This window comes from Legionella stuttgartensis, assembly GCF_977063405.2.
Window position 1 is genome coordinate 306,187 of the sequence record NZ_CDRUHA020000055.1, and the last position, 6,926, is coordinate 313,112.

The following is a 6,926-nucleotide window of genomic DNA, read 5'->3' on the forward strand; positions in this document are numbered from 1 at the left end:
CAGAGTGGGGTTTCCTTAAAGCTCGAACATCACTAAATCATTGGAATCCCTAGACTACATTACAGACATACTGACTCTCATCAGGATCTTTTTCATCGAGTTTCGGTGCGCGCCTAGGAGGTAAATTTTTTAATTTGCGATAACTATCCAGTACATCTTCTGCTACAGTCTCTGCATCGGGTAGACAATAGTTGATTTGTTTGCATTGATAGGCAAGGACATGGAGATTATTCCAATTACTTATATTTTTTTTATTGATTTTTTTAGTATCGAGTAATTGTTTATAGCAAAATAGTTCTAAAAATCTATTTACTTTATCTTTATCAGCAGTGCGTCCAACCGTACTGTGAACAATTTGACTTGTTTGTAGCTGTAGTTTTGCTTGAGTCAAAGGCAATTCTATATTTTCAATAATGAATTCTGCTGCCTCTGTAAAAAAAGTAGAAAGCTCGGCGTTTCCTTGGGATTGTTTCTTCGGTTTGAAGAAAGAAACGGGTGCCTTCTTCTTTCGAACGAATAAATCTAAAAATTCACCATTTCTCAAAGTGGAATCTAACAACAATTTAAGTGTGGCATACTTGTTGTCATCGTTTTTACGATGCTTCATTGCGGCAAAGGCCGATACAAATAAAGTTGGATCGATATTGGTCCACTCAGTATTGCTTAATAATTCAATGAGTTCTTGATCACAAGGAACCTTTTCGCATTCTTTTAAAAGTATTCTGCGCAGCGATCCTCGATAACATGCTATGTTTTCAGGATCATTTAAAATCAAATCATTGGTTATTATATCTACAGATTGAGTAACTACTAACTTAAACAACGCGCTACTGTTTGCTCTTTTGTAAAAATCATCATAAACATCACTAAAAAAATTGGGGTTGCTTGCCGCTTTTCTTATTAAATGTCTAAAAAATTCATTGTTACCCTGTTCTTCGGAGGATAAGGTAATGGTTTTTCGCGCTTCATTCCACAGCACCTGATAGAATAGTTCGGGTTTTTGCATCTGATTGTTAATTAATATTTTTTTATATAGATCTGTTTTTGAATGAATATAATCTTTGATAGCAACCCTACTCGCCCTACTCAAATTTTTATTCTCATTTATTACTGCCTCATAATTCCCGAGTGCCTTGAGTGCTTTCTTTAAGATTTCAGATTTTCTGGTATTACTAGAATAACTGTTGACGAGGCCTTCCACCGTTTTATCAAAAATAAAATTGATTAATTGCCTTAGGTGAAAAAAATCATCATCCGTATCGATATTGAACTTTTTATTTTTTAGATTTTTGCCTGATTGCAGCATAGGATTTATCAAATGCTGGAGAGCACTTAGGTCTCTCATTTCCATGTTACACCATTTATAGACCTCCTCCGGAAGACGTTCTTTTAACAGACCTTTTAGATTTGCCAGAACACAATTACCTATTTTTTGGGATTTTACATGTTTGCCCCAGCTAAAACTAAAACCAAAGTCTTTTAGCGCCTTATCATACCGGTCATAAAATTCCTTATAGTTCTTTTCATTACCGTCAACGACTTCTAATCCAGTAATTGTTTCAATAACCGTTCTTAACTTATCTAAGTCCAAGCCCGCGATATTAATGCGATAAACTAAATTATAATTCGATCTTTGGCCATTGCCACGATTGCAATGTGTAATGACCAATTGATTTTTTTCTTTATAGATTTGCGTATAGATGGCATGACCTATGCATTTATGCTCAATTGTTAAATCATTATCAACAAGGACCTTTTTAATTCGTTCTAAAGTAATTTCTTTTTTATCTTCGATAACGAGTGTATTAATTGACTCATAAACCCGATTAAGAATGCTTTTGTATTCTTTTAACTCCGAAACAGAATAGGTTTTCCCTTCAATTGTAATGTCTTGCAGGATAATTGTTCCCAATAGTTTGGCAAACTCTTCACTTCCCTTTGTAACAATCAATCCCTGCCTTTTAACATGCTCTTGCTGATTAACTACTACATCAAAGAGATAACCATGAAACATAGCAGACCAGAACGCTAAGAAATTTTTACCTTCGGCATCATCTACATCGCTTACCCATTTCCTCTTTTTGGTAATCGTTTCATTTAATGTCGCTTTTCTTTTTGTTGATTTTATTTTGCCTAATACTTTTTCTGCCTCGGATATCTCCTGTTTTACACGATCATAAACTTCTGAAGTTGGGCTTTCGAGATTCTTTCGCTTAAGATCTGTCCGCATGAATTGTTCAAATATCTGAGAAAAATCTATTTTTGTTTCTACCGGTGAATTGGAGACAACTGGCGTCATCCTACGCTTCTTTTTCTTATAAACATTATTTTTTGCTTGCATTCGTGACCATCCCCATAAGATGTCCTATAAAAACACATTATTAGTAGATATAACACATATAGAGGCGTTGTAAATCTAATTTTACGGAGTTCAATCAAATTGTATTAATACTTTTATTAAAATTTTGAGCAGTGAGGTTCTGGGGAGTATAAACCGGTCTTTTTATATAGCATCCTTGTTGATTGTGTCATTGCCGCGCAGGCGGAAATCTATTCATCACATTCACTCCTAACTTTGTTTATAAGATAGATTCCCTACGCAAAAATGACATCGATTTGTAGCGACGATAAAATCGATTAAAACCTTCAAGAATAGTCAATGGTACTTTATTACTTAACCTCAGGAGTAGTAACCGTTGTTATATCGTTTTCTTGCGTTGGATTTAGTGATGTAGATTGTGCGTTCGAAAAAAACCGATGCTCTTGTTGTTCTTGAAGAACCATCGGCTCTGTAGAAATATCCTCTGGAGTCGTTAAGCTGCATTCATTTATAACTTCATAGATGAGCTCCGGATTAATCCCTATTACGGAATCCACTAATTCGCCAAGAATAGTGAGTTCATCCAGTGCCCGAGGAACAAACGGTTCATATCTTGCTAACAAACTCTTAATCACCTTATCTTGGACTGTATCTAATACTTCTTGATGCTCAAATTGTGCTAAAAAATCCTTTAGCGTTATAGGATTATATCGCGGAAAAACATAATCGCTGGAAAGTCTATTAAACAATTCTGGGTATTTAGTACTGTTTATTCCGTACTCTCGGGCCTGTGCCAATAACTCCTCTGGGCTAGGAAAATTTCCAAGTTTTCCTTCACGCTCATACAAAATACAAATTTTAAGTAAGGGTAAATCGAATCTTTGATGGAGGTATTTTTGAATAAGCATCATTTCTAATAAACTAAGATAATAATCTTTTAAATCCGTTTTTGGATTGTACTCTACAGCCCGGACAAATAAACCCACTAAAGAATCTTTTGATGCATCAAGTAAAACTTCATTCATTTCAAAACCACTTTGTTTTTCTTGTGTTTCTTTAGCCAACTCATCTAATGTTTTAAGATTTAGTTTTATCGTTTCTGGGTTTGGACTCTGTAATTTAATGTTTTTTCTTTCTGCTCGTTTTGCTAATTTATCGGTCCTATTGGTATTAGCATCTGTTGAATTCACATCATATACATAAGCTTCTTCTGCATTAATTAAGACGCCATAACGACGCCCATCATATGCGTAGGTAGGTACATACTTTTGGTAAACAAGTAAAGTTGTTGAAGAAAGACAATTACCTTCTTTACTGATAAATAATTTAGCTTCGTTCGCCCAATCTGTTAAACTTACGATTTCAGGCTCTACAATAATTCGATTGACCGTTTTTGCGATTAACCGATTCGCTTTTAAAAGGGTTCCGATTGTGGGCTTGCTCTCTTTTGAATACATAAGGCACTTTATATATAATTTGACTTATGTAGAATTATAGATCAAAATGCCAATAAATGAATCATGGTGATAATTATGTTTTCTAAATTACCCAATGAAATTTTAGAAATTATTTGCTCATACCTAAACGTTAAAGAAGAACGTAATCTTGGTCTCTTTTTTAAAAATGTTGAAAACGTGAGAAAAGAGCAACTGATGAGGCGAGCAAAGAAAATTCTGAATGGTTCAGAACAGGTTGTATTTTGTCATTTACTTCAATGCATTATAGAAAGCGAGAAGGACGGTCTTGCAATTTTACAAAATGAACGTTGCAAAAATATATTATTGAATCAAAAATCAAAATCCTTACCTCATTGGATATTAGGCATTGGGGAATGCCAGCCCAATTTATTAGAGTTTATTATGGAGGATACGGATTACAGAAATTCACTAACCAAGTTAGAGACTGAACATTTCATTACCAATTATGAGAAATTATTGTCTCCAGAATTGGCTGCAAAAATCCGTGACGACTTAGTCAATAAAAATGATTTCCCTTCCGAAAAAGTATCATTTGATGAGGAAGAGGAGGGAAATGTAGCCCACGCTGCTGCCTCGGCATAGAGATAATTCGCGTACCTACTATGTTGACATCCTCTTAATCAATTGCCTTTCTATCTATCAGGGGCAGGTCTTTCCCGGTATTTAATCAGATATCAATATTGTGATTCAAACTTAGCGAACTGTTTTTCCAATGTCCATTGAAGTTGAGCTTTTTGGTTCATATTTAGAAAATTCTGGCACGCAGGTGTTGGTTGTTCTGTTTCTGATTTTATGGCACTACACGCTATGTTCATAGTCTTGTATTGAGAATTTTGCCAAAGATTGTCACCGGGTAAAAAAGAATAATAGAGGCTGTTTCGTACTAATTGTTTTAGAGTGAGATAAGAAAGTTTTTGTTCTTCAACGGCACGCTCATATTGACGCGTCAACGGCTCCAGGCTTATTCCTTCATCATCCGTTGATAAAGCGACCGGCACCCCATGTTTTAAATACAAAGCGAGAGGATGGCTGTCTCCTTTGATGCCTAAGATATAATCGTTACTGCTTAAATTGACTTCAACCAGCACTTCTTTTTGGGCCATTTTATTTATTAATTCGGATGCATTGTGTTCATATTGAATGTCCACACCATGTCCAATTCGTTCTGCAAAAGCTGTTTCTACCGCATCATAAATATGAAATGTAAGTCCTTCTGGCGCTACTAATTGAGGACTAAGCTCACCTGCATGAAGGGTAATATGAACATTAGGATAGAGTTGATGCAAAAATCCCACCATTTGCATATGTAGTCGATAATCGCGCATGGATATTGGGCCATCTTCAGTCTGAACCAGATTAATCCCTACAATACGTGGATCTTGTGAAGCAGATTCAAATCCCGCCAGTAATTGTGCAAAAACCATCTCTGGGGATTGTTCTCTACGAACCTGATACAAATAACGAACGGTGATTTGACACCCTGATTGTTCATTATTTGTGCCACATTGTTGTAATGCGTTCTTTTTAGCTTCGTCCTTGTCCAAATTATGGGAAATATTGGTCACTATTTGGTTAAAATTAGCACTTAATAATTGATTGCGCAGATTTTCTAAATTAGGATCCCATCCCAGTTTTTTTCCGAGTTGACTGGCTTCACTCCCATCAGGTGTCGTCATGATTTCAAGGTAGAGTTCGTTTTGGGTAGCGGCACGCTCCGTCATTTCAGCTAAAATTTCTCCTCCATGCATTTTGGTAATAGGGCTAAATTTTCCAAAAGAATTAAAAAAATGATCATGTCCTGATTCATTTCCATTTTTATCGAAATGGCGCATCGACCATGCGTCAATTAAAGAATTGTATAACTGATTATTAATTACAGCGGTAGCTAAATAATCTTCTGTACTACATGAAGGATTGATAAAGACAGAAAAACTATTATTATCAATACATAAATTATCGGTCTCAGCATAATGAATTAAGTTTTCAGGGAATGATGAGCCGCTCTCATGCATATGCAAATCGCCCCCTTTAGGCATATGAGTTAGAAATTTTTTTAACATACTGGGAGAGTTTTTAATGGAATCAAAATAAGCTTGAGTATTTTCTTCGGGGCTTGCATACGCTTGGATTTGAACTATTAATAGACAGCATACATAAAAAAACTTATTCATATCGAGAGCAATCTGATTAAAATATTGACTATTTTTGCATGATAAAATCATTTGGTCAATAAATTTGCTTGCACAACTATTCATGAATGGCTTAGAACCTCGTATTAAAATTCCCAATAAGACATATTTGTATAACAAATTGGATCTATTTTAGAACTTATAGTAATTCAACCTCCTTTTTGTACCTATATTAACCAATAAGGTACATCAAGTTATTTTAACCCTATAGATAATTAGAATAATTAAATTTTTAATGAGGTATTTATAATGCGCTTGACTGATTCTGATATTACTTTAAATTCAGCCGTCCCAAAAGAAGCCATAGTTGTTTTTGATACGAACAAGACGGATATTGGCTTATTAGCTGATCTTATGCCGCCTCATCAAGAAATCCATACCATAATAATGATTTAGCACAACGGATTTATGAGGGAATAAATGTAGAGCAATATGAACACGACAGTTACAATATTGAATTGAAAGAAAAAGAATTTTGGGCAACTACTCGTCTTGGAACATAAAAAATAGATGTATGGACTCAATGTATTTTTCAAAATTATGACTCCATTCTGAAACTCTAGCCTTTTTTCTCTTTGATTTCTAATTGAGGGAATCATTACTTTCAATTGTCAAAAAAATCATGATATATATTATTTCACATGTTTATGAGCATTTTGAATGTATTTGCAAGGATGATATGCATGATTCCTCCAGACAAACCTGAAAATGAAGCGGAGCGTTTAGCGACCTTATATAAATTAGGAATATTAGATACAGAGGAAGAGGAACGTTTCGATCGAGTAACCCGCATTGCCTGCAAACTTTTTGAAGGGTGAGTAGACCGGCGGAACTTCCCCGCCAGCCCCTCTCAGAACCGTACGTGAGCCTCTCGACTCATACGGCTCCCATCAAGCAAAGCTTTTCCCTATACCTATTCGCCAATGAGGAAAAAGAGTT

6 protein-coding genes are annotated in these 6,926 nt (G+C 35.2%); 3 read left to right on the plus strand and 3 right to left on the minus strand.

What is annotated here, in order from left to right; genetic code table 11:
* Nucleotides 1-49 precede the first annotated feature (49 nt).
* Complete coding sequence (locus tag ACWTEW_RS14290) at nt 50-2,341, minus strand: hypothetical protein (protein WP_454782321.1); 2,292 nt, start codon at nt 2,339-2,341, stop codon at nt 50-52.
* Nucleotides 2,342-2,670: 329 nt separating this feature from the next.
* Nucleotides 2,671-3,777: a hypothetical protein gene (locus ACWTEW_RS14295; protein WP_454782322.1), complete on the minus strand. Its 1,107-nt coding sequence runs from the start codon at nt 3,775-3,777 to the stop codon at nt 2,671-2,673.
* Nucleotides 3,778-3,852: 75 nt separating this feature from the next.
* Between ACWTEW_RS14295 and ACWTEW_RS14300 the strand changes: the two genes are divergently transcribed.
* Nucleotides 3,853-4,380, plus strand: coding sequence for a hypothetical protein (locus tag ACWTEW_RS14300; protein WP_454782323.1), 528 nt, complete (start codon nt 3,853-3,855; stop codon nt 4,378-4,380).
* A 92-nt stretch (nt 4,381-4,472) separates the two neighbouring features.
* Here the strand turns inward: ACWTEW_RS14300 and ACWTEW_RS14305 are convergent, their stop codons facing one another.
* The gene (locus ACWTEW_RS14305) at nt 4,473-6,053 is read right to left on the minus strand and encodes an adenosine deaminase family protein (protein ID WP_454782324.1); all 1,581 of its coding nucleotides are present in this window, start codon (nt 6,051-6,053) and stop codon (nt 4,473-4,475) included.
* Nucleotides 6,054-6,236: 183 nt separating this feature from the next.
* Here ACWTEW_RS14305 and ACWTEW_RS14310 point away from each other — a divergent pair, with 183 nt between their 5' ends.
* Together ACWTEW_RS14310 and ACWTEW_RS14315 are read left to right on the plus strand one after the other, a co-directional pair.
* The gene (locus ACWTEW_RS14310) at nt 6,237-6,383 is read left to right on the plus strand and encodes a hypothetical protein (protein ID WP_454782325.1); all 147 of its coding nucleotides are present in this window, start codon (nt 6,237-6,239) and stop codon (nt 6,381-6,383) included.
* A 287-nt stretch (nt 6,384-6,670) separates the two neighbouring features.
* Nucleotides 6,671-6,805, plus strand: coding sequence for a hypothetical protein (locus ACWTEW_RS14315; protein ID WP_454782326.1), 135 nt, complete (start codon nt 6,671-6,673; stop codon nt 6,803-6,805).
* Nucleotides 6,806-6,926 lie beyond the last annotated feature (121 nt).